The 23,224-nt window shown below is 49.5% G+C and carries 22 protein-coding genes and 3 pseudogenes; 13 read left to right on the top strand and 12 right to left on the bottom strand.

Features of this window, described 5'->3' with window-relative positions:
- Positions 1-49 precede the first annotated feature (49 nt).
- Together HMPREF1028_RS07580 and ppsA are read right to left on the bottom strand one after the other, a co-directional pair.
- Positions 50-622 carry a hypothetical protein gene (locus tag HMPREF1028_RS07580; RefSeq protein WP_009312235.1) on the bottom strand — a complete coding sequence of 191 codons (573 nt, stop codon included), beginning with the start codon at positions 620-622 and terminating at the stop codon, positions 50-52.
- Positions 623-874: 252 nt separating this feature from the next.
- Positions 875-3,259: a phosphoenolpyruvate synthase gene (ppsA, locus tag HMPREF1028_RS07575; protein WP_003757353.1), complete on the bottom strand. Its 2,385-nt coding sequence runs from the start codon at positions 3,257-3,259 to the stop codon at positions 875-877.
- A 418-nt stretch (positions 3,260-3,677) separates the two neighbouring features.
- On the opposite strand from ppsA, the gene HMPREF1028_RS07570 reads away from it, so the two are divergent.
- On the top strand, positions 3,678-4,499 hold the full coding sequence (locus HMPREF1028_RS07570; RefSeq protein ID WP_009312234.1) for a pyruvate, water dikinase regulatory protein: 822 nt from the start codon (positions 3,678-3,680) through the stop codon (positions 4,497-4,499).
- A 253-nt stretch (positions 4,500-4,752) separates the two neighbouring features.
- Positions 4,753-6,873 carry a polyribonucleotide nucleotidyltransferase gene (gene pnp, locus HMPREF1028_RS07565; RefSeq protein WP_009312233.1) on the top strand — a complete coding sequence of 707 codons (2,121 nt, stop codon included), beginning with the start codon at positions 4,753-4,755 and terminating at the stop codon, positions 6,871-6,873.
- Between the two features lie 374 nt (positions 6,874-7,247).
- Here the strand turns inward: pnp and HMPREF1028_RS07560 are convergent, their stop codons facing one another.
- The gene (locus HMPREF1028_RS07560) at positions 7,248-7,586 is read right to left on the bottom strand and encodes a hypothetical protein (RefSeq protein WP_009312232.1); all 339 of its coding nucleotides are present in this window, start codon (positions 7,584-7,586) and stop codon (positions 7,248-7,250) included.
- A gap of 169 nt (positions 7,587-7,755) precedes the next feature.
- Here HMPREF1028_RS07560 and HMPREF1028_RS14710 point away from each other — a divergent pair.
- A pseudogene (locus HMPREF1028_RS14710) lies at positions 7,756-7,863 on the top strand (IS5/IS1182 family transposase); the annotation flags it as partial.
- A 48-nt stretch (positions 7,864-7,911) separates the two neighbouring features.
- On the opposite strand, the gene HMPREF1028_RS07555 reads toward HMPREF1028_RS14710, so the two are convergent.
- Together HMPREF1028_RS07555 and surE are read right to left on the bottom strand one after the other, a co-directional pair.
- On the bottom strand, positions 7,912-8,832 hold the full coding sequence (locus tag HMPREF1028_RS07555) for a peptidoglycan DD-metalloendopeptidase family protein (protein ID WP_009312231.1): 921 nt from the start codon (positions 8,830-8,832) through the stop codon (positions 7,912-7,914).
- 369 nt (positions 8,833-9,201) lie between these two features.
- On the bottom strand, positions 9,202-9,963 hold the full coding sequence (surE, locus tag HMPREF1028_RS07550; protein ID WP_009312230.1) for a 5'/3'-nucleotidase SurE: 762 nt from the start codon (positions 9,961-9,963) through the stop codon (positions 9,202-9,204).
- A gap of 266 nt (positions 9,964-10,229) precedes the next feature.
- Here surE and HMPREF1028_RS07545 point away from each other — a divergent pair, with 266 nt between their 5' ends.
- From HMPREF1028_RS07545 to mltB, 7 genes are all read left to right on the top strand, one after another.
- Positions 10,230-10,757: a hypothetical protein gene (locus tag HMPREF1028_RS07545; RefSeq protein ID WP_009312229.1), complete on the top strand. Its 528-nt coding sequence runs from the start codon at positions 10,230-10,232 to the stop codon at positions 10,755-10,757.
- 102 nt (positions 10,758-10,859) lie between these two features.
- Positions 10,860-11,522, top strand: coding sequence for a 4'-phosphopantetheinyl transferase superfamily protein (locus HMPREF1028_RS07540; RefSeq protein ID WP_232203826.1), 663 nt, complete (start codon positions 10,860-10,862; stop codon positions 11,520-11,522).
- A gap of 132 nt (positions 11,523-11,654) precedes the next feature.
- A complete protein-coding gene (gene rpsF, locus HMPREF1028_RS07535; protein ID WP_003757376.1) occupies positions 11,655-12,026 on the top strand; it encodes a 30S ribosomal protein S6 in 372 nt (123 codons plus the stop codon).
- Entirely contained in the window at positions 12,023-12,325 is a 303-nt protein-coding gene (gene priB, locus HMPREF1028_RS07530) for a primosomal replication protein N (RefSeq protein WP_176662357.1), read from the top strand. The genes rpsF and priB overlap by 4 nt, the downstream gene beginning before the upstream one ends.
- Before the next feature lie 6 nt (positions 12,326-12,331).
- Positions 12,332-12,562: a 30S ribosomal protein S18 gene (rpsR, locus tag HMPREF1028_RS07525; RefSeq protein WP_003678863.1), complete on the top strand. Its 231-nt coding sequence runs from the start codon at positions 12,332-12,334 to the stop codon at positions 12,560-12,562.
- 16 nt (positions 12,563-12,578) lie between these two features.
- Positions 12,579-13,031: a 50S ribosomal protein L9 gene (rplI, locus tag HMPREF1028_RS07520; protein ID WP_009312227.1), complete on the top strand. Its 453-nt coding sequence runs from the start codon at positions 12,579-12,581 to the stop codon at positions 13,029-13,031.
- Positions 13,032-13,143: 112 nt separating this feature from the next.
- A complete protein-coding gene (gene mltB / locus HMPREF1028_RS07515) occupies positions 13,144-14,226 on the top strand; it encodes a lytic murein transglycosylase B (RefSeq protein ID WP_009312226.1) in 1,083 nt (360 codons plus the stop codon).
- 66 nt (positions 14,227-14,292) lie between these two features.
- Here mltB and HMPREF1028_RS07510 read toward each other — a convergent pair whose 3' ends face one another.
- Positions 14,293-15,006, bottom strand: a complete 714-nt coding sequence (locus HMPREF1028_RS07510) for an aldose 1-epimerase (RefSeq protein ID WP_009312225.1) — start codon at positions 15,004-15,006, stop codon at positions 14,293-14,295.
- A 198-nt stretch (positions 15,007-15,204) separates the two neighbouring features.
- Here HMPREF1028_RS07510 and dnaX point away from each other — a divergent pair, with 198 nt between their 5' ends.
- The 3 genes from dnaX to HMPREF1028_RS07495 all read left to right on the top strand — a co-directional run bounded on the left by dnaX (position 15,205) and on the right by HMPREF1028_RS07495 (position 18,623).
- Positions 15,205-17,385 (top strand): DNA polymerase III subunit gamma/tau, encoded by a 2,181-nt coding sequence (dnaX, locus tag HMPREF1028_RS07505; RefSeq protein ID WP_009312224.1) that lies wholly within the window; start codon positions 15,205-15,207, stop codon positions 17,383-17,385.
- 141 nt (positions 17,386-17,526) lie between these two features.
- Complete coding sequence (locus HMPREF1028_RS07500; protein WP_003744574.1) at positions 17,527-17,862, top strand: YbaB/EbfC family nucleoid-associated protein; 336 nt, start codon at positions 17,527-17,529, stop codon at positions 17,860-17,862.
- A gap of 194 nt (positions 17,863-18,056) precedes the next feature.
- Positions 18,057-18,623, top strand: coding sequence for a hypothetical protein (locus HMPREF1028_RS07495; protein WP_009312223.1), 567 nt, complete (start codon positions 18,057-18,059; stop codon positions 18,621-18,623).
- A gap of 161 nt (positions 18,624-18,784) precedes the next feature.
- On the opposite strand, the gene HMPREF1028_RS07490 is transcribed toward HMPREF1028_RS07495, so the two are convergent.
- From HMPREF1028_RS07490 to HMPREF1028_RS15510, 6 genes and pseudogenes are all read right to left on the bottom strand, one after another.
- Complete coding sequence (locus tag HMPREF1028_RS07490; RefSeq protein WP_009312222.1) at positions 18,785-19,828, bottom strand: sulfate ABC transporter substrate-binding protein; 1,044 nt, start codon at positions 19,826-19,828, stop codon at positions 18,785-18,787.
- A gap of 384 nt (positions 19,829-20,212) precedes the next feature.
- Positions 20,213-20,422: a heavy-metal-associated domain-containing protein gene (locus HMPREF1028_RS07485; RefSeq protein WP_009312221.1), complete on the bottom strand. Its 210-nt coding sequence runs from the start codon at positions 20,420-20,422 to the stop codon at positions 20,213-20,215.
- 219 nt (positions 20,423-20,641) lie between these two features.
- Positions 20,642-20,752, bottom strand: a pseudogene (locus tag HMPREF1028_RS14705) (IS5/IS1182 family transposase); the annotation flags it as partial.
- Between the two features lie 435 nt (positions 20,753-21,187).
- The gene (locus HMPREF1028_RS07480) at positions 21,188-21,757 is read right to left on the bottom strand and encodes an alpha/beta hydrolase (RefSeq protein WP_009312220.1); all 570 of its coding nucleotides are present in this window, start codon (positions 21,755-21,757) and stop codon (positions 21,188-21,190) included.
- A gap of 352 nt (positions 21,758-22,109) precedes the next feature.
- A complete protein-coding gene (gene cysD, locus HMPREF1028_RS07475; protein WP_009312219.1) occupies positions 22,110-23,024 on the bottom strand; it encodes a sulfate adenylyltransferase subunit CysD in 915 nt (304 codons plus the stop codon).
- A 10-nt stretch (positions 23,025-23,034) separates the two neighbouring features.
- Positions 23,035-23,224 (bottom strand): annotated as a pseudogene (locus HMPREF1028_RS15510) (hypothetical protein); the annotation flags it as partial.

Here is a 23,224-nt window from a genome sequence, read left to right as displayed (position 1 = left end):
GAAGGAAATCCTAGTGTGATTTGATTTTCCCTCAATTGGCTTGCTATTTCTATTCAGAAATTACATGTCTACCATTATTCACGTAGTCTATAGGTGTGAAATGTATGGGTAACTCTGCATTCCTAATAGAAAAAATGTAATTCTTATAAAATAAACTATTTATGGAATGAATGTCTATTTCTAAAATATCTCTTTTAAATTTTTGAGCAATTTTTGTGCATTCTTTCTCATCAACATTTTTCCCAAGGAAGAAAAATAAAATTGACAATAACAAACAATAGCAACATCTAAATTGATGCAAGGAGGAATTAATAAAAATTGGTTCTTTAATATCTGAAATATAAAATGGAATCAGCCATATTTCTTTGTTTTTATTTATCGCAAAGAAACCATTATTATTTCTTCCGAAAACAATAAATTCATCTTTTTTATCGTTCTCAACGAGAACTTCCTCATCTTTAAATTTTATGAATTCAAATTTGTCTTTGTAATAATTTTCCAATTTTGAATATTCATTATTTGCCATGTCATTTAATAATTCAGAAAATGAAAAAATTTTTCTATTAAACTTTTTCGAGATTCTATATTCTGTTCCTTTTAAATCAATCTCGTTAATAATCATATGAATTTATCCTGTAAACTTTTGCATCGACCTAATAATTTTTAGTGAGTTCTCGAAAGTATAATACTCTAAAAACAGTAAGGTAGATTGGTTTAGAAAGACAACTTTTAAAAGGGTCGTCTGAAAACCATTTTTCAGACGACCCCGTATGGTTTGATGATCGATGCGGTAAGGTATGTTTGATGTAACACCTATTACATAAAATCCCCCGAATGTTTCCAATCGGGGGATTGTTCAATGTTGATAAAAAGTTTATTTATTCAACTCATTAGCCAAATACAGCCAAGTTTCGATGACGGTATCCGGATTCAGTGAAACGCTTTCGATGCCTTCTTGAACCAGCCATTTGGCGAAGTCCGGATGGTCTGACGGACCTTGACCGCAGATACCGACGTATTTGTTTTGCTTGCGGCAGGCAGAGATTGCCAAATGCAGCATCACTTTGACGGCAGGGTTGCGTTCGTCAAACGATTCGGACACCAAGCCGCTGTCGCGGTCGAGGCCGAGGGTCAGTTGGGTCATGTCGTTGGAGCCGATAGAGAAGCCGTCGAAGTATTGCAGGAATTGTTCCGCCAATACCGCATTGCTCGGCAGTTCGCACATCATGATCAGGCGCAGGCCGTTTTTGCCGCGTTCCAAACCGTTTTCTTTCAAGGCTTTGACGACGGCTTCGGCTTCGCCCAAAGTGCGGACGAACGGAATCATGATTTCGACGTTGGTCAGCCCCATTTCGTCACGGACGCGTTTGAGGGCTTTGCATTCGAGGGCGAAGCAGTCTTTGAAGCTTTCGGCGACATAACGCGCTGCGCCGCGGAAGCCCAGCATCGGATTTTCTTCGTGCGGTTCGTAAATGCTGCCGCCGACCAAGTTGGCGTATTCGTTGGATTTGAAGTCGGACATACGGACGATGGTTTTACGCGGATAAACCGATGCGGCCAATGTCGCCACGCCTTCGGCGATTTTATCGACGTAGAAGTCGACAGGGGAGGCGTAGCCGGCGATGCGGCGGGTAATTTCCGCTTTCAATTCATCGTCTTGTTTGTCAAATTCCAACAAGGCTTTCGGGTGGATGCCGATTTGGCGGTTGATGATGAATTCCATCCGCGCCAAGCCGATGCCTTCGCTCGGCAGGTTGGCGAAGCTGAATGCGAGTTCGGGGTTGCCGACGTTCATCATGACTTTAACCGGTGCTTTGGGCATATTGTCCAAGGCAACGTCGGTGATTTGTACGTCCAGCAGGCCGGAATAGATGAAGCCTGTATCGCCTTCGGCACAGGATACGGTGACTTCTTGACCGTTGCTCAGCAATTCGGTCGCATTGCCGCAGCCGACTACGGCAGGAATACCCAGTTCGCGCGCGATGATGGCGGCGTGACAGGTACGGCCGCCGCGGTTGGTGACGATGGCGGAAGCGCGTTTCATTACCGGCTCCCAATCCGGGTCGGTCATGTCGGTAACGAGTACGTCGCCTGCTTCAACGGAATCCATTTCGGAGGCGTCTTTCACCAAGCGGACTTTGCCTTGACCGACTTTTTGACCGATGGCGCGGCCTTCGCACAAGACGTTTTTGTCGCCGTTGATGTCGAAGCGGCGCAGGTTGCGGCTGCTTTCTTCTTGGGATTTCACGGTCTCGGGGCGGGCTTGCAGGATGTAGAGTTTGCCGTCCAAGCCGTCACGGCCCCACTCGATATCCATCGGGCGGCCGTAGTGTTTTTCAATCGTCAGCGCGTAGTGTGCCAACTCGGTGATTTCTTCGTCGGTAATGGAGAAGCGGTTGCGGTCTTCTTCGGGAACATCGACGTTCATCACGGATTTACCGGCTTCTGCTTTGTCGGTAAAGATCATTTTGATTTGTTTCGAACCCATGGTTTTGCGCAGGATGGCAGGTTTGCCCGCTTTCAGCGTGGGTTTGAATACATAGAATTCGTCAGGGTTGACCGCACCTTGTACAACGTTTTCGCCCAGACCGTAAGATGAAGTCACGAAAACGACTTGGTCGAAGCCGGATTCGGTGTCGAGGGTGAACATGACGCCGGACGCGCCGCTGTCGGAACGCACCATGCGTTGCACGCCTGCGGAGAGGGCGACGATGTCGTGTTCGAAGCCTTTATGTACGCGGTAGGAGATGGCACGGTCGTTGTACAAAGAGGCGAATACATGGCGCATGGCTTCTTTGACGTTTTCCAAGCCGTTGATATTCAGGAAGGTTTCCTGTTGACCTGCAAACGATGCGTCGGGCAGGTCTTCGGCGGTCGCAGAAGAACGGACGGCAACGGAAATGTCCGCGCCGCCTGCGTCTGCAACCATTTTGTTCCATGCCGTTTCGATTTCGGCATCCAGTTGTTCGGGGAAGGGCGTATCCAAAATCCATTGGCGGATTTCTTTACCGACGCGCGCCAGTTCGGCGACATCTTCCACATCCAGTTGTGCCAGTGCGGCGGAAATACGCTCGCTCAGTCCGTTGTGCGCCAAAAATGCGCGGTAGGCTTCGGCAGTAGTGGCAAAGCCGCCGGGGACGCGGACGCCTTTTTCAGTCAGCTGACTGATCATTTCACCTAGGGAGGCGTTTTTGCCGCCCACGCTTTCAACATCAGTCATACGCAGGTTTTCAAACCAAATTACGTAGTTGTCAGCCATTTGTGTGTCCAATCCAAGATATTTTAAAAAAGAAACGAATACGCTTTGTTATTTTAAGCGATTCAAACGACCGCTGTCATGCTTTTTCTGTCTCGATTTATTTGCGGGTCGTCTGAAAAATTGCGGGCTTCAGGCGTGTAGTCAAATGAAATCTGATGGGAAAACCAGTATTCCTGTTGTCTATTTCTTTGTAAAACATAAGGTTTGAAATAGATTAATGACTGATTGGTAGAGTTTGGAAAGGTTTTGGATGGGTATAAAATTTTAAGATAATTCGATTATTAAAATAAAAATGCGTTTAAAGGTGGGTTTAATTGCGTTGTAGTGGGGTGTAATTTAAGCGTATTCCCTTTATTTAGAAGGTTTCAGCTGCTATGATAACCGTCTGCAACTGTCTTAAATTTCAAAGGATGACTGAATGACCGCCCCGCGCCATGTGTTTTATATTTCCGACCGTACCGGCCTGACTGCTGAAAATATCGGTGAGGCACTGCTGAATCAGTTTGGCAGAATCGAATTCAAACGCCACACCTATCCCTTCATTGATACGCCTGAAAAAGCGCGTACCGTCGTCGAAATAGTCAACCGCAACGCTCAGGAAAACGGTTTGCGCCCGATTGCCTTCGTCAGCGTCGTCAATGACGAAATCCGTGAAATCATCAAAAAAGCGGGCGCTTTCCATATCAATTTTTTCGAAACCTTCCTCGGGCTTTTGGAAAAAGAACTCAACACCGAGGCGGTTGCCGCCGAACAGGGGCACCACAGTATCGGCAATACACAACGCTATGATGCGCGTATGGAGGCGGTCAATTTCTCGCTCAACCATGACGACGGCGTCAGCGATAAAAACCTGAAAGAAGCCGATGTGATCTTGATGGGCGTATCGCGTTCGGGCAAAACGCCGACCTGTCTTTACCTTGCCCTGCAATACGGTATCCGCGCCGCCAATTACCCGCTGATTCCCGACGATTTGGAATCCCCCGACCTGCCGCGCATGGTCAAACCTTACAAAGACAAGCTGTTCGGCCTGACCATTCAACCCGAACGCCTGCAGGCCATCCGTCAAGAGCGCCGTCCGAATTCGACTTATGCCAAAATCGATACCTGCCGCAGTGAGATTGCTGATGCGCAAAATATGTTCAAACGCCACGGCATTCCGTTCACCAATACGACGGATAAATCAGTGGAAGAACTTGCCGTTCATATCCTTCAAGCCTGCAAATTGAAGCGGCGTTTTTGAGGTATAACGCATTGACTATTAATAAAAGGTCGTCTGAAACACGGAAGCGCGTTTCAGACGACCTTTTGCTGTCATGAATGCTTGGATTTACTTACATTTGCTATTATAATGAGCGTTTGGATTGACCGTTTGAGGTCGTCTGAAAAATATAGTTTTTACCAACCGCCGCACACCTGAAACCCTAACTATGCACATTCTCACTTTTAGTGTGCATTATTAGTGTTTTAGCGTGCGGCATTCTGAAAGGAACGAAATGTTCGATAAACACGTTAAAACCTTCCAATACGGCAATCACACCGTTACCTTGGAAACCGGCGAAATCGCGCGCCAAGCCGCAGCGGCTGTTAAAGTATCGATGGGAGATACCGTTGTTTTGGTCGCTGTGACCACCAACAAAGAAGTCAAAGAAGGTCAAGACTTCTTCCCTCTGACTGTCGATTACCTTGAGCGCACTTACGCCGCAGGTAAAATCCCCGGAGGTTTCTTTAAGCGCGAAGGTAAACAAAGCGAAAAAGAAATCCTGACCAGCCGTCTGATTGACCGTCCTATCCGCCCGCTGTTCCCTGAAGGTTTCTACCACGATATCCAAATTGTTGCGATGGTGGTTTCCGTTGACCCTGAAATTGATTCCGATATTCCTGCCATGCTCGGCGCATCCGCTGCGCTGGTGTTGAGCGGCGTACCGTTTGCCGGTCCGATTGGTGCCGCACGCGTAGGTTATGTAAACGGCGTGTACGTATTGAACCCGACCAAAGCCGAATTGGCTAAATCTAAGCTGGACTTGGTGGTTGCGGGTACATCCAAAGCCGTTTTGATGGTGGAATCCGAAGCTAAAATCCTGCCTGAAGACGTGATGTTGGGTGCCGTAGTTTACGGCCACGACCAAATGCAGGTAGCGATTAACGCCATCAACGAGTTCGCCGATGAAGTAAATCCTGAAGTATGGGATTGGAAAGCGCCTGAAACCAATGAAGAATTGGTTGCCAAAGTGCGCGAAATCGCAGGCGAAGCAATTAAAGAAGCGTTCAAAATCCGTCAAAAACAAGCGCGTTCCGCTAAATTGGACGAGGCTTGGAACGCAGTAAAAGACGCGCTGATTACCGAAGAAACCGATACTCTGGCTGCCAACGAAATCAAGGGCATTTTCAAACATTTGGAAGCTGACGTTGTCCGCACCCAAATTTTGGAAGGTCAGCCGCGTATCGACGGTCGCGATACCCGAACCGTCCGTCCTTTGAACATCCAAACCGGCGTATTGCCGCGTACACACGGTTCCGCCCTGTTTACCCGTGGCGAAACCCAAGCCCTTGCCGTAGCGACTTTGGGTACTTCTCGCGACGAGCAAATTATTGACGCACTCTCTGGCGAATACACCGACCGCTTTATGCTGCATTACAACTTCCCACCGTATTCTACCGGCGAAGTGGGCCGCGTCGGCGCGCCGAAACGCCGCGAAATCGGACATGGCCGCTTGGCAAAACGCGCACTGGTTGCCGTATTGCCGTCCCCTGAAGAATTCAGCTACACCATGCGTGTTGTTTCCGAGATTACCGAGTCCAACGGTTCGTCTTCTATGGCTTCCGTCTGCGGTGGCTGTTTGAGCTTGCTGTCTGCCGGCGTGCCTTTGAAAGCACACGTTGCCGGTATCGCAATGGGTCTGATTTTGGACAACAACAAATTCGCCGTGTTGACCGACATCTTGGGTGATGAGGATCACTTGGGCGATATGGACTTTAAAGTTGCCGGTACGACCGAAGGCGTGACTGCGCTGCAAATGGACATCAAAATCCAAGGTATTACCAAAGAAATCATGCAGATTGCTTTGGCGCAAGCCAAAGACGCGCGTCTGCACATCTTGGAACAGATGAAAGCCGCCGTGGCAGGTCCGCAAGAGCTGTCCGCTCACGCTCCGCGTCTGTTCACCATGAAAATCAACCAAGACAAAATCCGCGAAGTCATTGGTAAAGGCGGCGAAACCATCCGCGCGATTACCGCCGAAACCGGTACTGAAATCAATATCGCGGAAGACGGCACCATCACTATTGCCGCAACCACTCAAGAAGCCGGCGACGCTGCGAAAAAACGCATCGAAGAAATCACTGCCGAAGTGGAAGTGGGCAAAGTGTACGAAGGTACTGTGGTTAAAATCCTCGACAACAACGTCGGCGCCATCGTCAGCGTGATGCCGGGCAAAGACGGCTTGGTACACATCAGCCAAATCGCCCACGAGCGCGTACGCAACGTCAGCGACTATCTGCAAGTCGGTCAGGTTGTAAATGTGAAAGCATTGGAAGTGGACGACCGTGGTCGCGTGCGTCTGTCTATCAAAGCATTGACCGAAGCTCCTGTGCGCGAAGAAAAAGCGCCTGAATAATCGTTGGGCCGATTTTGATTGATAAAAGGTCGTCTGAAAAATTTCAGGCGACCTTTTTTACTGAATACGGATAAACAAAGTAGGGAGCAGGAATGTGGAATTATAGTGGATTAACTTTAAACCAGTACGGCATTGCCTCGCCTTAGCTCAAAGAGAACGATTCTCTAAGGTGCTGAAGCACCAAGTGAATCGGTTCCGTACTATCTGTACTGTCTGCGGCTTCGTCGCCTTGTCCTGATTTAAAGTTAATCCACTATAAGTTGTCTTGGATCGGAACTTTGATTTATCGTTCTTTCTTTTTGAACAGCAATTAGATTGAATGTTGAAGAGGTCGTCTGAAAATCATTTTCCTTGGTTTTCAGACGACCTCTTTTTTATAGGCAACATTTGCCGAAACGCAGTTTTTTATTCAGGCCGGAGGCGTAAGTAAGCTGCTTGATGACCAGTATATTGGTGTGGTCTTGTAGGGCGCGTATGCTGTGGGTTTCGTTGGGTTCAAGGCGGACGACTTGAAGTCCTTGTGTGGAGAGGGTTTCGGTTTGAGTGATGATTTTGGCGCTGCCGTTGAGTACCAGCAGGAGAATAATGGCATCGGCTTGATAGTCGGGGATTTCATTATCCTTTTGCAGGGAGAGTTGAACGATTTCTTGGTCGATATCGCTATGGATAACGCCACCAAGCAAGGCTTGGGGATCTAGGGTGTATTGTTGCATGATGACTCCTTGAAAAGAAAAGCTTTGAGAAAGATTTCAAAAGACGGAAATGTCTTGAGGGTCGTCTGAAAAATACTGGAGACGGCAATAAGTTTGATTGTACGGGTGTATCGGCGGGAGAAATTCAATATAAGTCAATATTATTGTGAATTGGGGCGGTTGGCTTTTGTATAGTGGATTAAATTTAAATCAGGACAAGGCGACGAAGCCGCAGACAGTACAGATAGTACGGCAAGGCGAGGCAACGCCGTACTGGTTTAAAGTTAATCCAATATATTTGAAAATAAAAACCGCCCAATTGGGGCGGTTTTGTATGGTATTGATTTTAAAATGCAACGTAGTTTGCAGGGTTGACCGGTTTGCCGTTTTGGCGCACTTCAAAATGCAGTTGCGTGCGGCTGGCGTCTGTGTTGCCCATGTTTGCAATGGTTTGGCCGCGTTTGACTTGTTGTCCTTCATTGACCAGCAAGCGTTGGTTGTGACCGTATGCGCTCAGATAAGATGAGTTGTGTTGGATGATGACCAGGTTGCCGTAACCGCGCAAACCTGAGCCGGCATAGACGACTTTGCCGTCAGCAGCGGCAACGACGGGTTGACCGGCTGTACCGCCGATATCTACGCCTTTGTTGCTGCCGCCGAAGTTGCTGATGACGTTACCGACGGTCGGACGTTGCCATGTGATGCCGCTGACTGTGCGGGTACCGCCTGTGGAAACGGTCGGGGTGTTAAGTGGTGCAGGAGTCGGTTTGGGAGAGGCGGTGTGTGTCGGAGGAGGTGTCGGAACGGACGCGGTAGCGGCCGGAGCGCTGTAGCCGTTCGGTTTGACGCGGAGGGTTTGTCCGACGCTGATGGTGTTGTCTGCCAAGCCGTTCCATGCGCGGAGGTTGTCTTGCGTAATTTGGTAACGTTTGGAAATGTTATAGACGGTATCGCCGCGCACTACGGTGTGTGTTGCAGCATTGATGTCCACTGGCGCGTAAGAAGGCGTGTAAGAGCCGGTAGGGCCGGAAGGGTAGCTGCTGTTGGCAGAAGGAGTGGAGGCGGGAGGGGTATAAGGGGCGTCGTTGTTGGCCGCATTGGTTTCGTAAGGCGCTGCACCATATGGATTGTTGGAGGCTGTGTTTGCAGAACCGGAATTGCTGCCGGAATTGCCTACGACGACGGGCGCAGGTTGTTGGCTGGCGCATGCGCTGAGTATGAGGGCGAGGGCTGCCGACCCTGCGTAAAATGCGGTTTTTTTCAACATGATTGGATGACCTTTATATCGGGTTGTTGTTTTATTGGGACATATCATAATAAAAATACGCCCTGTTCTCAAGTATTGCAGCCGTTAGTAACTGTTAAAGTGCCTGATTTTGACTGGTTCGCCTGTTTGAAAATCTGACGGACAGCGGGTATGGGCTTAATGTAGGGTTTCATTTCAAAATAACTGTTTATAGTGGATTAACTTTAAACCAGGATGGCATTGCCTCGCCTTAGCTCAAAGAGAACGATTCTCTAAGGTGCTGAAGCACCAAGTGAATCGGTTCCGTACTATCTGTACTGTCTGCGGCTTCGTCGCCTTGTCCTGATTTAAAGTTAATCCACTATATCAGAAGCAGGTCGTCTGAAAAGGTTATGTGTTTGAGGGTTTTATGCCTTGCCAAAACTCCCTGACACTTTGGAGTTGGTTGTAGGCTGTTAGGTCGATTTGCAGGGGGGTGATGGTGATGAACCCTGCTTCGCACTCTCCAAAGTCGGTGCCTTTCTCTTGGTCGGAAATGTTGCCGACCGGCCCTATCCAGTAAATCGGTTCTCCGCGCGGATTGTGCATGGGGACGATACTTTGCTCGTGGTGTCTTCTGCCCAATCGCGTGATTTTAATGCCCTGTATGTCTTCAGGCATGACTGCGGGGATGTTGATATTCCACAGGATGGGCTCTTTAGGAGGATTTTTTAACAAATATTCTAGCAACATCCAAACGGATTTTTCAGCGGTTTTCCAGTAGCGGCCGCGTGAATCATTCAATGAAAAAGCGATGGCGGGAATACCCATCAAATAGGCTTCGGTTGCTGCAGCGACTGTACCTGAGTAGAGGGTGTCGTCCCCCATGTTGGCGCCATTGTTTATTCCGGATAAAACCAAATCGGGTTTGAAATCGGGCAGGGCGTGTTGTCCGACATGGATACAGTCGGTTGGCGTTCCGCTGACATAGTAAAAACCGTTTGAGGCTTCTTTTATTTGCAGCGGGCGGTCAAGTGTTAAAGAATTGCTGACGCCGCTGCGGTCGCGTTCGGGTGCAACTACGCGGACATTGGCAAATTCTGCTGCAACGCGTGCCAAAATAGCAATGCCGGGGGCTAGGTAGCCGTCGTCGTTGGAAATTAAGATATTCATAAGCGTATCCGTAACATAATCTGGGCAGTCTAACGGTTGATGATAAAGTTTGTCTATTTTTCAGATGATTTTATGTGTGTGGCGAATTGCAGGTCGTCTGAAAGAGAGAGTTCATACAATTTGCTTTATAACAATATTTGAAGTCGTGCGGTGAGAGGGAATTTTTGTAAAAGAAGGGGTGATTTATTTCTTATCAGATAATCCGCAATGCATTACAATAACAAATCGTAATCCTTATTTACAAACTACTTTCGGGAGTTATTGAAATGCGCCGTTTTTCTTATCTAATCGCTTTGTCTTCAGTATTAGCCATTTCTGCATGTGCTAGTAACCAATCAAAATCGGAGTCTTCTGTCGGAAATTCAGGCTCGGCTTCATCTCATGAACAACATGCCGGGAAAGATTCAGGAGCATGCCGCAGTGTGGGTGAAGGGCATAAAGTGAATGGCAAAGGAAAAAATGACGTTTATATGTGTAAGGCAAGTGTTGCACTGAATTCCGATGAAGCGAAATCTGTTCTGAATCCTAATATCAAAGTTTCTTACGGCAGCACCGGTAATACCACTTTGGTCTCCCGTCAAATTGCCAACATGGTCGGTAAAAGTCCGGAGGAATCCTGCCAGCGTGCTTTCTTGAGTACAGTGAAACGCTTCCAAAGCACTGCGGTACAAAGAAAAGCGAAATCCGTCCGCTTAGTCAGCTATTTTGACAAAAAAACCGTTGGCGGCAATGAGTATGAATGCCATGTTGCTACTTGGAACAGCCGAGTGGTCTTAAAAGGAAGCTTGCATTAAAAGTGTAACGACCAAATTATGGTTTGGCGGTAATTTGGTCTAACTGTTATCTTTAAATGGTAGCTTGATGCTTGCAATGTGTTGAAATGAGCCGGTGGGTATATGCTGCCGGCTCATTTTGGTTTTAGAAAATTTTGTTTTGGATATCCGATGAAGAAGCATTTGTATTGCCTGCTCGGAGATGAGCTTCTTGCCGAAACTTATTGTGATGATTCTTTAAGTCAACATGATAGGCAGAGGATAGCCCAATCACCGCAATTGTCGGAAAGAATAGATTGGAAAGTCAGTCGCGCCCTTAAGCAAAAATCAAAACATCCAATCGTTTCGCTCAGCCATAGTCACGGCATTGCTACGGTGTTGTGTACATCAAATAGTCTGTCCGCCGGTGTGGATGTTGAGAAAATCCGTTTTCGTGATTTTCAGGCGTTGGCGGAGTGGGTATGTGCTGAGTGGGAAAAGGAATATTTGGTATCCAGGGATTGGGATAAGGAAGAATTTTATCGGCTATGGTGCATTAAAGAAGCACTGTTGAAGGCGGCGGATTTGGATTTTCCCGAGGATATGCGCAAGGTTGGCTATCGATTTACGGCAGATGGAAAAAGGGAAATACAGGTGTGCGGATGTTCGGATTGGCATGGGATGACAGCGATGTTGTCTGATGGATTTGCTGTTGCCTGTGTTTGGCAGGGGAATGATGTTGAAGTTTATCTGGAATGTCACGGCGGGATAAATAAGGATGATTTGATGAGGATAGAGGTCGTCTGAAAACAGAATATTTTCAGACAGCATTGTCTGCTTGTGACAGGCTTGAATTTCGGTTATAATTCGACGCTTTCAACCTTGCCTTTTGCTTTCGCATGGCAAAAGGCTGTATTTAATCATCCATAAGGAGATAACATGCGTCATTATGAGATCGTGTTTATCGTTCATCCTGATCAAAGCGAGCAAGTGCCTGCTATGGTTGAACGTTACAAAACCATGATTGCCGAAGCTGGCGGCAAAATCCACCGCTTGGAAGACTGGGGCCGCCGTCAACTGGCTTACCCGATTAACAAAATCCACAAAGCACACTATGTTTTGATGAACATCGAAACTACTCCTGAAGTAGTTGAAGAGCTGGAAACCGCTTTCCGCTTTAACGATGCCGTACTGCGCCATCTGACCATCAAAACAAAACATGCTGTAACCGAAGCCTCTCCTATGCTGGGCGGCGAAAAAGCAAAAAACTTGCTGAACGGTGCGGCTGAAGAAGTTGCAGCAGCCGAATAAGATTGGATAATCTTACAAAGCTTACTGCCCTGATTTACAAGGTTGAATCCTTGAGATACACGCCGGCAGGAATTCCTGTTTTGGATATTATGTTAAAGCATGAATCTTGGCAGGAAGAAAACGGGCAAAAATGCCTGGTCAGTTTTGAAATTCCCGCGCGTATTTTAGGTAAGCAGGCTGAAGAATGGCAGTATCGGCAAGATACGATGGTTGAAGCAGAAGGCTTTCTCGCACAGCGAAGCAAACGCTTCCCAAGGCCGATACTCCGCATACAGAACATTAAAGAATATAAAGGTTAAACGACAATGGCTCGTCAATCATTCAAACGTAGAAAATTCTGCCGCTTTACGGCTGAAAAAATCCAAGAAGTCGATTACAAACAAGTTGATTTGCTGAAAGACTTCATTTCTGAAAACGGCAAGATCATCCCTGCCCGCATCACCGGCACCAAAGCACATTACCAACGCCAATTGGCTACTGCAGTCAAACGCGCACGTTTCCTGGCTCTGCTGCCTTACACCGATCAACACAAATAATTTTGGAGTTTAAATCATGCAAATTATTCTGTTAGAGAAAATCGGCGGTTTGGGCAACCTGGGCGACATCGTTACCGTGAAAAACGGTTACGCCCGCAACTTCCTGATTCCTGCCGGCAAAGCCAAACGCGCTACTGAAGCCAACATGAAAGAATTCGAAGCACGCCGTGCCGAATTGGAAGCCAAACAAGCCGAAATCTTGGCCGATGCTAAAGCACGTCAAGAAAAACTGGACGGTCAAACCATCACTATCGCTCAAAAATCCGGTGTGGACGGTCGTCTGTTCGGTTCCGTTACCAATGCCGATATCGCTGCTGCGATTGTTGCTTCAGGCGTTGAAGCTGCAAAATCCAACGTCCGCCTGCCTAACGGCCCTCTGAAAGCCGTAGGCGAGTACGAAGTTGAAGTGGCTCTGCACACTGACGCTGTTGCTGCGATTACCGTTGCTGTTGTTGCGGCTGCCGAGTAATAGACAGTCTTAAAAGGTCGTCTGAAAGGAAAGGGAATGTATATTCCTACCGTCTTTCAGACGACCTTTTTGCATAATTAAGACTGCTTCCTTAGTGACTATAAATTCAGATATGAAAAAACTTATCCCTTTCATCGCAATATCAACCGCGTTGCTGCTTGTTGCTTGCAATACAACCAAAACAAACGTTGAGTCTGCTAAAACGGTTGAGCCGATCAATCAAAGCAAAAACCAACGTCCTGCTTTTGATTCTGCTGCGGAATCGGTTGCCAGCAGCGGCTTTAATGCCAATACCAATGTCCGCCAGTTTATCCGTTATGAGGCAGCGAAAAAGCAGTTTACAGAAGCCGAGCTGCAAAACTTTTTTAATGGCGTGGTTTACAAGGGCAATATCATCAATATCATGTACCGCCCGTCAACTTCCCGCCCTTGGTATGAATTCCGCACGGGCAACTCCGGCTCGACGAAATTTAACGGCGGCAAACAGTTTTACGCCGCCAACCGTGCCGTTATCGATGATGTGGCACGCAAATACGGTGTACCTGCCGAGCTGATTGTGGCGATTATCGGCATTGAAACCAACTACGGTAAAAACACGGGCAGCTTCCGTGTCGCCGATGCTTTGAGTACCTTGGGTTTTGATTATCCGCGCCGCGCCGAATTTTTCCAAAACGAGCTGATTGAGCTTTTGCTGATGGCAAAAGAAGAAAAAGAGAACGTTTTTGACTTCAAAGGCAGCTATGCGGGCGCGATGGGGATGCCACAATTCATGCCTTCGAGCTATCGCAAATGGGCGGTCGATTATGATGGCGACGGACACCGCGATATTTGGAACAATATCGGCGACGTTGCCGCTTCTGTTGCCAATTATATGAAACAACACGGCTGGAAAACAGGCGGCAAAATGATTGTTCCCGTCAATCTGACAATTACGCCCGATTTAAAAGCCATCATTGATGAAAAAACCGCATTGAACCGTACCGTTGCCGATTTCAAAGCAATGGGCGTGGTTCCGCAAAAAGCGGTTGCCGACAATGAGAAAGCCGTTTTATTCAGCTTGGAAACCAGTCCGGGCGTATTTGAATATTATCTCGGTCTGAATAATTTCTATACGGTTTGGCAGTATAACAACAGCCGGATGTATGTTACCGCCGTGCGCGACATTGCGAATGCAATCAACAACAACGGTTTGTAATGTTTAAAAACCACCTTCTCCAAGGTGGTTTTTTATTTGAGGGTCTGAAACAAATCCACTCCAAATTCAAGCAATCAAACGGATTTTCATGCCGTAACGCTTTTTGCCATGCCCCGAGACAAACTGCCCACCGCGCGCAGGCGATAAAAAGGCGTTGCCTTCGGCGGTAGGCTCGGCGCAGGTGTATTGTCCGTTGCGGTCGCTCCAAAGGGCGTAAACGGGCAGGTTTTGCGTTCGGATGTCGAGTTTCAGTCCGTCAAACGCAACATGTGTATCCGACGGTGAAGCGACAAATTCCGTGTGTGCGATATAGTCGGCGTCGTAGGGCGCGCCGTTGAAATCGAATTGGGTGCCGACGGCGGGGAAATAGGGATGGAAACCGGGCGAAGTGCGCACGGGTGCGTCGCCGTAATTGCAGACGGTCAGCGTGGCGACTGCTTCGTTTTCGTTCGGCAGGCTGTAATCCAGCAGCCATTCGACGTTTTCGTAGCCCTTTGCCGTACTGATTAATCTCAAGCCGACATCCGATTCGTTTTGATAACGGATTCGCCAAGTTGAGGTTCTGCCGAAACCGTGTTGCGCCAAATGGTTTTTACCGTCCGGTCCGAACTGCGGCAGGCAGACGTGCATCCCACCGCGTAATTTTGTATCAGTACCGACTTGGACGTTGGTTTTCGGGAATAACACTTCCCGACCGTGTAAAACCAAATTGTCCACATATGCGCCCAGGGTGTTTATCTGCATGGATGCGGAATGATTGCGTAAGATGATTTCAGACATAGTAATTTGTTCTTCAAGATATTTTAGATTTTGTAATATTCTAACGATTATACACGCGCCTTTCCTGATATGCAGACAGAAAATCCTTAATAAAAATCAAAAAAATGCTAAAATACCCGTCATCTTCCAAGGTCGTCTGAAAGGCGTTCAACCACTTTTCAGACGACCTTCCGATTTATTTCCAGCAGAGAAAACCTTATGGCTTATCAAGTTCTTGCCCGTAAATGGCGTCCGAAAACCTTTGCCGATTTAGTCGGTCAGGAACACGTCGTCAAAGCCTTGCGCAACGCACTGGACGAAGGCCGCCTGCACCATGCCTACCTGCTGACCGGTACGCGCGGGGTGGGGAAAACCACCATCGCCCGTATTTTGGCGAAAAGCCTGAACTGCGAAAACGCGCAACACGGCGAGCCTTGCGGCGTGTGCCAAAGCTGTACACAAATCGACACCGGACGCTACGTTGACCTGCTGGAAATCGACGCCGCCTCCAATACCGGCATCGACAACATCCGCGAAGTATTGGAAAACGCCCAATACGCGCCGACCGCCGGCAAATACAAAGTCTATATCATCGACGAAGTGCATATGCTCTCCAAAAGCGCGTTCAACGCCATGCTGAAAACGCTGGAAGAGCCGCCCGAACACGTCAAATTCATTCTTGCCACCACCGATCCGCACAAAGTCCCCATTACCGTTTTGAGCCGCTGCCTGCAATTTGTCTTACGCAACATGACTTCGCAACAGGTTGCCGACCACCTTGCCCATGTTTTAAACAACGAAAACATCGCCTACGAACCCGCCGCCCTGCAACTCTTGGGCCGTGCCGCCGCAGGCTCGATGCGCGATGCCTTAAGCCTGCTCGACCAAGCCATCGCCATGGGTTCGGGCAGCGTTGCCGAACAAGACGTCCGCCAAATGATAGGCGCGGTGGACAAGCAATATCTCTACGAGCTGCTGGCGGGCATCGTCAACCAAGACGGCGAAGCCCTGCTGGCGAAAGCGCAGGAAATGGCGGCGCGCGCCATCGGCTTTGACAGCGCGTTGGGCGAACTTGCCATGCTGTTGCAACGCCTCGCCTTGATACAGGCGGTTCCTTCCGCTTTGGCACACGACGACCCTGAGCGCGAAACCCTGTTGCAACTGAGCCAGGCACTCAGCGGCGAACAAATCCAGCTTTATTATCAATGCGCTATCCACGGCAAACAGGATTTGAGCCTTGCGCCCGACGAATACGCCGGCTTCGTCATGACCCTGCTGCGTATGCTTGCGTTTGCGCCGCTGGCAGCGGATGCGCACGACGTTGGCGGACATATCGAAAATACCGAGCTGCATTCTGCTGAAACGGGTGTCCATACCGCAAAAAAGCCCTTTCAACTTCCCCAGTCTGAAGCCGCCAAACCACCCGTTCAGATGACCCCTGAGCCTGCTACGTCGTCTGAAAACAAAGTTGCCGAACCGGTTTTGACTCAAGGAAACAACGACGTCCCACCTTGGGAAGACGCGCCGAGCGAGGCAGAAACCGTAACAGAAACGCCTGCGCAAAAGGCGGATGCGAGCGTTCAGACGACCTCTGACGCAGCAGAGACAAACACTCCGTCCGCAAACGAAGCAGAAACGCCGTTTCAGACGACCCCTCAAGCCGAAACGTCGTCTGAAAATCAAGTTTCCGATAACGAGGCAGCAAACAACGACACCGAGGTTTCCTTGCCTGAGACGTCGTCTGAAAACCCCATTCAGACGACCCCGATTGAAGAAGCCGTGGATGCAGAATCGTTTGCGCATGAAGCTTCCGCAGAGCCTTTCTACGATTACAGTCCGCCCGAGCATGACTACCCCGTAGCAGACAGCGCGGAAATGCCACCGCCGCCGGATTGGGAACACGCCGTCCCTGCCGATACGGCAGAAGCAGAATCGGAAGCCGAAGAAGACGGCGACGAAGACGAAGACACGCAGTTCGCCCCATTGCCCGAGTTTTCCACCGAAAACTGGGCGGCAATCGTCCGACATTTCGCCCGCAAGCTTGGCGCCGCGCAAATGCTGGCGCAACACGCCGCATGGACGCACTACGACGCAGGCAGCCATCTGATGATGCTGTCGCTGACCGATGAAGCCCGCGCCACCGCCAACAAAGAGCGGCTCGACAAAATCAAAAACACGCTTGCCGAAGCCTACGGCCTGCCGTTGAAATTGCAAACCGAACCGTGGCGCGACGACGCCGGCTGGGAAACCCCAACTATGCGCCGCCAACGCCTCCAGCTTGAAGGCAGGCAGCAGGCACAGGATTTGCTCGAAGCCGACGAAACCGCGCGTCAGGTTTTAAAGGTTTTCGAAGCCCAATGGCAGCCCGATTCTTTGGAACTGGCGGAGCAGGCGGAATAACGGCAATCGAGAATTTCCGTTTCCCTTCGGATACATAAACATTCAGGTCGTCTGAAAACCGTCAACCCGCTTTCAGACGACCCTTCACACCAAACGGTATGACCCCATAACCTTAACGATTCAACCACAGGAGTTTTAAATATGTTCGGAAAAGCCGGATTAGGCGGCCTGATGAAACAGGCGCAGCAAATGCAGGAAAACATGAAAAAAGCGCAAGCGAAACTTGCCGAGACCGAAGTAGAAGGCGAAGCAGGCAACGGCTTGGTTAAGGTTGTGATGACCTGCGCCCACGTCGTGCGCAAACTCGAAATCAGCCCCGACCTGATTCAAGAAGCCGCAGACGACAAAGAAATGCTCGAAGATTTGGTGCTCGCCGCCATCAACGCCGCATCTGAAAAAGCCGAAGAAACCACCAACAAAACCATGGGCGCATTCACCCAAGGTCTGCCCGCAGGCATGGGCGACTTCTTCCGCTAAACCCGCGCCGCAAAGCAAATAAAGGTCGTCTGAAACGCCAAAAAGCAGTTTTCAGACGACCTTCGGATTATCTGTTTTGTCGGATTGAAATCAACATATCGGCAGTCATTCCGCCACAGGTATTATTGAGTGCGTCATTGCATTCAAACCCACTCAATCAAGATTAAAAAACCAACCGATACACCAAACAAAAAATGAAACCGTCCCTTCCCATCCGCTCACTTCTTTTAAGCTGTGTGTTCGCCGCAGCAAGCGCAAACAGCCTTGCCGCCGCAACCGTCATTACTTCTCCGGACAAACAGTTCAGCGTCAGAAAAGTCTGCAACCATAAAACTCAAGAATGCTCTTTCTTTGCAAGCAAAAAAGCCATTGCAAAAAATCTTCCCGAAGACAGGACGAGCTATGAATGGCTTGGCAATACCTTTGCATTAAGGATCAGCTTCGGATCGTATGATTCCTACACCACCTTCGCCGACCGTACCCACAAGCCCCATACGCTTTCCTCTGTCATCGCCACCGACAGCAAAACGCAATGCGCCGTGACCGCAGATAATAAAGGCGTGTCTTTCTACTCGCTGTTTCATGAAAAACCAGTCAAATTCATTTCCGCAAAAGACAAAAAATTCGGCTTCATCCAAGATGTCGCCACGTTGGAATCCGTCGTCAAGGCAGAATTCAAAGGCAGGAAAGTCCACATGACGTATATGAACAAAGCCGAACGCGATGTCTCGGTCGTTTTGGACAATCCGTGTGTGAAATGATGTGCCAAGTTTGATGGACGAGGTCGTCTGAAAAGATGCCGTTCATTCAAAAACGAAGCAGCCCGAAACCTGACTGAAAAAAGGTTTCGGGCTGTTTGCGCCTGTTTGGCAAGCCGAAGCGGGTAGGGTGCAAGGCGTGCCGGTTGGGCGGATTGTTTCTTTTAGCGTTTGGGCGAGAGCTGATCCACCAAGCCGCCGTCGGCAAAATATTTCTTCATGATTTCCGGCCATGTGCCGAATTTTTCATTCGGATTGAACGTTTCGATATCTGGAAAATCAGCTTTGTGTGCGGCGAGGACTTCACTGTCGCGCGGACGCAGATAAAGCTTGGCGGCAAGCTCTTGGGCAGGTTTGCTCCAGAGGTAGGACAGATATTCCTGCGCTGCCTGCTGCGTGCCTTTTTTATCCGCCACGCTGTCCACGACGGCAACCGGCGTTTCCGACAAAATCGTGTAGCTCGGGTAAACAATCTCAAATTGATCCTGAGTCAGTTTTTTGCTGACGTGGTTTGCCTCGTTTTCAAAAGTAATCAAAACATCGCCGATATTGCGCTGGCTGAATGTCGTCGTTGCCGCCCTGCCGCCGCTTTCAAATACCGGCGTGTTTTTCAACAAAGCAGCGACAAATTCTTTGGTTTTGCCTTCATCTCCGCCAAACGCCTTCAAACCGTAGCCGTATGCACCCAAAAAGGCGTAGCGGCCGTTGCCCGTGGTTTTCGGGTTGGCGAGTACGATTTTTACCCCGTCTTTGGTCAAATCGTTCCAATCCTTGATTTGCTTCGGATTGCCTTTGCGGACGAGGAAAACTGTCGTACTGGTATAAGGCACGGCTTGGTCGGGCAGGCGTTTTGCCCAGTCGGATTTGACCAAGCCTTTTTGTTCGAGCAGCTCGATGTCGGAAGTCTGATTCATGGTCACCACGTCCGCCACCAAACCGTTCGCCACAGATAAAGCCTGCTTGCTGGAGCCGCCGTGAGACTGCTGGATTTCAATAGACTCGCCATGATGTTTTGCCTGATATTCTTTAATAAATAACGGGTTGTATTCTTTGTAAAAATCCCGTGCCACATCATAAGACACATTTAAAAGCGTAATGCCCTTGCCGTTTGCCGCCGGCGCAGCCGCCTTGTCGGCAGCCTGTTCGGACTTGGGCGAGCAGGCGGAAAGGGCAATGACGGCAGCCAGCGACAGTATGCGGATATTCATTCGATACTCCTGAAAAATTCGGAAAACAATTCGCCCGATTCATTGCCGATAAGGACGTAACGCACCAAGCATGAACAGGCAGTGATTACAAAGCACTTTATCTCGAAAGAATAAAAAGCGGAAATAATGTTTGCTTCGGCGGATATCAATTTTGGTTATAAGGTCGTCTGAAAAGCAGGCTTCATTTTCAGACGACCGCCGCCGAGACGGAATCTTGTTTTGATTATAGTGGATTAACTTTAAACCAGTACGGCGTTACCTCGCCTTGTCCTGATTTAGTTAATCCATTATATCCGGCGAAAACGTAAAAAAGGTCGTCTGAAAACGGCTGATTCGGTTCTATATGAACCGGAATCCGTTTTCAGACGACCTTTTCGCAAGCAATCACAAAGCCGCGTCGTATCCGCCGTCTTCCACAGCGTCAATCAACGCTGCCGCATTGGTTTTCGCCGGATCGAATTCAATAACGGCATTTTTGTTTTCCAAACTGACTTCGGCTTTGGCTACGCCTTCGATGCCGGTCAAAATGCGGGTAACACTTTTGACGCAACCGCCGCAAGTCATCCCGTCGATATGAAGCGTGAGGGTTTCCATAGGGTTTCCTTTCTGTGGGCAAATATCGTGAAATCCGACAAACCGCTGCAACACTTCAACGCAAACGATGCGCCCAAATATCGAAACACAAATGCTTGTAGGATTTCATCCTAGATTGTAGAAAATATCCAAGACCGTACTGTAAACCCTCAAGAGGCAAAGTCAAGCGGGTCGTCTGAAAAAAGCCGCCCGCTACTGTTGTCGTGCCGCAGCGGCAGGCAAATATAGTGGATTAACTTTAAACCAGTACGGCGTTGCCTCGCCTTGCCGTACTATCTGTACTGTCTGCGGCTTCGTCGCCTTGTCCTGATTTAAATTTAATCCACTATAATATGCTGCCAAACAGTTTAAAAGGTTGGGTAAATGAGCGCAGCTAGAGCGAGCCGCAGGCGTAAAACCCCAAAACACCGAAACTTCAAACCAAAGGTCGTCTGAAAACAAGCGTGAAGCATTTTCAGACGACCTTTCTTATGGGAAACGGTGTGTTTTTGGGTTTTGTTCGAGGATGGTTTCAGGGCTTGCCGAATTTTATAGTGGATTAAAATAAAAATGAGACAAGGCGGCAACGCCCGCCGTGTACGGGTAGTACATAAGGGCGTTGGCAACGCCGTATCATTGCAATTTTAATCCACTATATTGAAACCCAAAGGCTTCGTTTGAATAGGCTTGTCGGCTGTATCAGGTATCCGTATGGATGTTTCGGACCGGATTGTGTTTGGGAACGGGTATGCGGGTTTGTACGGACGGGTGCTTGATTCGTTCGGGTCAGATTTTGGCTTCCAGCATCGGTTTTAAGGCTTCCCAAGCCTGCGGCAGTTCTGTAAAGCCGTCGGATGCCATCAGGTGTCCGCCTTGGGCAATGTGGGTGACGGGGCTTTTGAGTTTGTCCGCCATGTCCAGGGTCAGTTCGGGCGGGACGTGGGTGTCGTCGTCGGAGACGATGCAGTGTTTGGGCATTTGGATTTTGCGCAGGATGTCGAATTCGGGCGCGGCGCCTTTGATGTAGGCGTCAAGGGCGGGCAGCGGGGGCAGGGGGTCGGCGAATCCCGCCGCCAGGACCAAGCCGCCGATTTTTTCGGGCTGCTGACGGCTGAGGAAGTGCAGAAGGGTAATGCAGCCTAGGCTGTGTCCGACTAAGAAGGTATTTTCGTCGGGCTTGCCGATGACTTGGTCGAGGGCGAACTGCCACGAAGAAACCGTCGGCCGTTCGGGATTGGGCATCGCCAGCGAGTCGGCTTGGAAGCCTGCGGCGCGGACTTGTGCCGAGAGCCAGTCAAACCAGTTGCCGTGCGGATTGCCTTCAAAACCGTGTACGATAAAGACGCGTCGGGGCATATCGATTACTCCTTTTCAGACGACCTGTCGGGTGTGTCGGTTTACTTATTATAACACTCATTGTTTGTTTCAGTTTTATCGTTATCCTGTGTACGGCGGGTAAATGGGAATCGGGACGGGCGGTAAAACCGAAGGCAAAAAAGGGGATACGCGGCTTCCGCGTCGGAATCAAACGCTCGCTTTGGGCTTGGGTGCGGGGCATTGTTTGGTTAAAGTTCATGTGTGATGCAAATAGTTTTTTTAGATTTGTATCAATAAAAGGTCGTCTGAAATCGGTTTCAGACGACCTTGGGCAGGGAAACATTCAGATGTAAATATTGTGAATGCCGCGGGTTTGGTCGGATTGCTCCGCTCAAAAATACCCCGCCTTTTTACGCTCTTCCATCGCTGCTTCCGACACGCGGTCGTCCATGCGCGTGGCGCTGCGTTCGGAAATGGTGGCCGCTGCGGTTTCGGCGATGATGTCTTCGGGCGTGGCGGCGGTGCTGGCGACGGGGCAGGTGCAGGAAATGTCGCCGACAGTACGGAAGCGCACGTCGCGGATTTGGGAAACTTCGCCTTCGTGTTTCGGCGTCAGCGGGGTAACGGGGACGAGCAGCCCGCCGCGTTCGACGACTTCGCGTTTGTGGCTGTAATAAATCGGCGGCAGCGCGAGTTTTTCGCGGGCGATGTATTGCCAGATGTCGAGTTCCGTCCAGTTTGAAATGGGGAATACGCGCATGTTTTCGCCGCTAAAGAGCCGCGTATTGTAGAGCGACCAGAGTTCGGGACGCTGGCTTTTCGGGTCCCATTGTCCGAATTCGTCGCGGAACGAGAAAATCCGCTCCTTCGCCCGCGCTTTTTCCTCATCGCGCCGCGCGCCGCCCATCAGCGCGTCAAAGCCTTGTTCTTCAATGGTTTCCACCAGCGTAACCGCCTGCGCGGCGTTGCGCGAATCGGTTTCGCGGCGTAGGACGACCGTGCCTTTTTTGATGGAGTCTTCAACGCTGCCGACCACCAGTTGCACGCCCGTGCGCGCCACGGTTTCATCGCGGAACTGAATCACTTCGGGGTAATTGTGCCCCGTATCGACGTGCAGCAGCTTGAACGGCAGCTTGAGCGGGCGGCCTTCGAGTTTGAACGCTTTGACCGCCAGCGCCAGCAAAACGACGGAATCCTTGCCGCCGGAAAACAGCAGCGCGGGATTTTTCGCCTCGGCGACGACTTCGCGGATGATGTAGATGGATTCGGCTTCGAGCCAGTCTAGGTGGTGGTTTTGAATAGACATATTGTTCTCTTTAGCAAAACTCGGATAGGCGGTACTCTAAAGAGGTCGTCTGAAAAACGGAAGAATGGTTTGTTTGAAGCAAAGATGATTTCGTTATATTGGCGGGGTCGTCTGAAAAGGGATTGGCGTTTTCAGACGACCCCTTTGCCGCGCGGCAACGGAAACGGCACATATAGTGGATTAACTTTAAACCAGTACGG

It is taken from the genome of Neisseria sp. GT4A_CT1 (assembly GCF_000227275.1).
In the GTDB taxonomy this organism is placed as follows: Bacteria; Pseudomonadota; Gammaproteobacteria; order Burkholderiales; family Neisseriaceae; genus Neisseria.
The sequence above is the reverse complement of the archived record's forward strand: the minus strand, read 5'-3'. Positions and strand labels throughout refer to the sequence as shown.

What these genes read in the sequence shown, in the direction of transcription:
- HMPREF1028_RS07485 (WP_009312221.1), bottom strand. Translation starts at nt 20,422, where the DNA reads ATGGAAACCCTCACGCTTCATATCGACGGGATGACTTGCGGCGGTTGC.
- HMPREF1028_RS07495 (WP_009312223.1), top strand. Translation starts at nt 18,057, where the DNA reads ATGAAACCGTCCCTTCCCATCCGCTCACTTCTTTTAAGCTGTGTGTTC.
- HMPREF1028_RS07580 (WP_009312235.1), bottom strand. Translation starts at nt 622, where the DNA reads ATGATTATTAACGAGATTGATTTAAAAGGAACAGAATATAGAATCTCG.
- HMPREF1028_RS07560 (WP_009312232.1), bottom strand. Translation starts at nt 7,586, where the DNA reads ATGCAACAATACACCCTAGATCCCCAAGCCTTGCTTGGTGGCGTTATC.
- rpsF (WP_003757376.1), top strand. Translation starts at nt 11,655, where the DNA reads ATGCGTCATTATGAGATCGTGTTTATCGTTCATCCTGATCAAAGCGAG.
- mltB (WP_009312226.1), top strand. Translation starts at nt 13,144, where the DNA reads ATGAAAAAACTTATCCCTTTCATCGCAATATCAACCGCGTTGCTGCTT.
- rplI (WP_009312227.1), top strand. Translation starts at nt 12,579, where the DNA reads ATGCAAATTATTCTGTTAGAGAAAATCGGCGGTTTGGGCAACCTGGGC.
- HMPREF1028_RS07570 (WP_009312234.1), top strand. Translation starts at nt 3,678, where the DNA reads ATGACCGCCCCGCGCCATGTGTTTTATATTTCCGACCGTACCGGCCTG.
- HMPREF1028_RS07545 (WP_009312229.1), top strand. Translation starts at nt 10,230, where the DNA reads ATGCGCCGTTTTTCTTATCTAATCGCTTTGTCTTCAGTATTAGCCATT.
- dnaX (WP_009312224.1), top strand. Translation starts at nt 15,205, where the DNA reads ATGGCTTATCAAGTTCTTGCCCGTAAATGGCGTCCGAAAACCTTTGCC.
- surE (WP_009312230.1), bottom strand. Translation starts at nt 9,963, where the DNA reads ATGAATATCTTAATTTCCAACGACGACGGCTACCTAGCCCCCGGCATT.
- cysD (WP_009312219.1), bottom strand. Translation starts at nt 23,024, where the DNA reads ATGTCTATTCAAAACCACCACCTAGACTGGCTCGAAGCCGAATCCATC.
- pnp (WP_009312233.1), top strand. Translation starts at nt 4,753, where the DNA reads ATGTTCGATAAACACGTTAAAACCTTCCAATACGGCAATCACACCGTT.
- HMPREF1028_RS07480 (WP_009312220.1), bottom strand. Translation starts at nt 21,757, where the DNA reads ATGCCCCGACGCGTCTTTATCGTACACGGTTTTGAAGGCAATCCGCAC.
- rpsR (WP_003678863.1), top strand. Translation starts at nt 12,332, where the DNA reads ATGGCTCGTCAATCATTCAAACGTAGAAAATTCTGCCGCTTTACGGCT.
- HMPREF1028_RS07555 (WP_009312231.1), bottom strand. Translation starts at nt 8,832, where the DNA reads ATGTTGAAAAAAACCGCATTTTACGCAGGGTCGGCAGCCCTCGCCCTC.
- HMPREF1028_RS07500 (WP_003744574.1), top strand. Translation starts at nt 17,527, where the DNA reads ATGTTCGGAAAAGCCGGATTAGGCGGCCTGATGAAACAGGCGCAGCAA.
- HMPREF1028_RS07490 (WP_009312222.1), bottom strand. Translation starts at nt 19,828, where the DNA reads ATGAATATCCGCATACTGTCGCTGGCTGCCGTCATTGCCCTTTCCGCC.
- HMPREF1028_RS07510 (WP_009312225.1), bottom strand. Translation starts at nt 15,006, where the DNA reads ATGTCTGAAATCATCTTACGCAATCATTCCGCATCCATGCAGATAAAC.
- ppsA (WP_003757353.1), bottom strand. Translation starts at nt 3,259, where the DNA reads ATGGCTGACAACTACGTAATTTGGTTTGAAAACCTGCGTATGACTGAT.
- HMPREF1028_RS07540 (WP_232203826.1), top strand. Translation starts at nt 10,860, where the DNA reads ATGCTGCCGGCTCATTTTGGTTTTAGAAAATTTTGTTTTGGATATCCG.